The sequence below is a fragment of the Cellulomonas algicola genome, assembly GCF_003851725.1.
Lineage (GTDB): Bacteria > Actinomycetota > Actinomycetes > Actinomycetales > Cellulomonadaceae > Cellulomonas > Cellulomonas algicola.
In genome coordinates, this window is the sequence record NZ_BHYL01000514.1 from 1 (window position 1) to 525 (window position 525).

Sequence of the window (525 nt, forward strand, 5' to 3'; positions counted from 1 at the left end):
GCGCGAGGACGCCGTCGCGGACGCCCGGCGCGCGCGCGAGGAGGCCGCCGACGCGCTGCGCAGCGCGCGCGAGCAGCTCGACGACGCGACCCGGGAACGCGACGAGCAGCAGCAGGCCGCCGCCGACGCCGAGCAGGCGGCTACCGACGCGCGGCAGGAGGTCGACGACCTCAACGCCGCGCTCGTCGAGCTGCGGCACCGGCTCGCCGCGGCGCAGAAGGCGTCGACCCGCGCCGACGAGGCCGAGACCCGCGCGGCGTCCACGCTGCACACGCGCGAGAAGGACGTCACGTCCGCGCAGCGGGACCTGCGGCACGCCGAGCGTGCCGAGGCGGACGCGACGCGCGCGGTCGAACGGGCCGAGGAGGCGCTCGCGGACCTCGACGGCCCCTGACCGCAGGGTCAGCTGCTCGACGTCGTCGCGACGACCGACGCGGCCGTCGCCGCCGCCACCGCGGCGGTCACGGCCTCCGCGGCGGCGATGGCGCGACGCACCGCCTCGCCGCCGACCTGGCCGTCCGCGAC

At 79.4% G+C, this 525-nt stretch carries 1 pseudogene; it reads left to right on the forward strand.

Going from position 1 to position 525, the window contains the following annotated elements:
- A pseudogene (locus CTKZ_RS21910) lies at positions 1-394 on the forward strand (hypothetical protein); the annotation flags it as partial.
- Between the last annotated feature and the right edge of the window lie 131 nt (positions 395-525).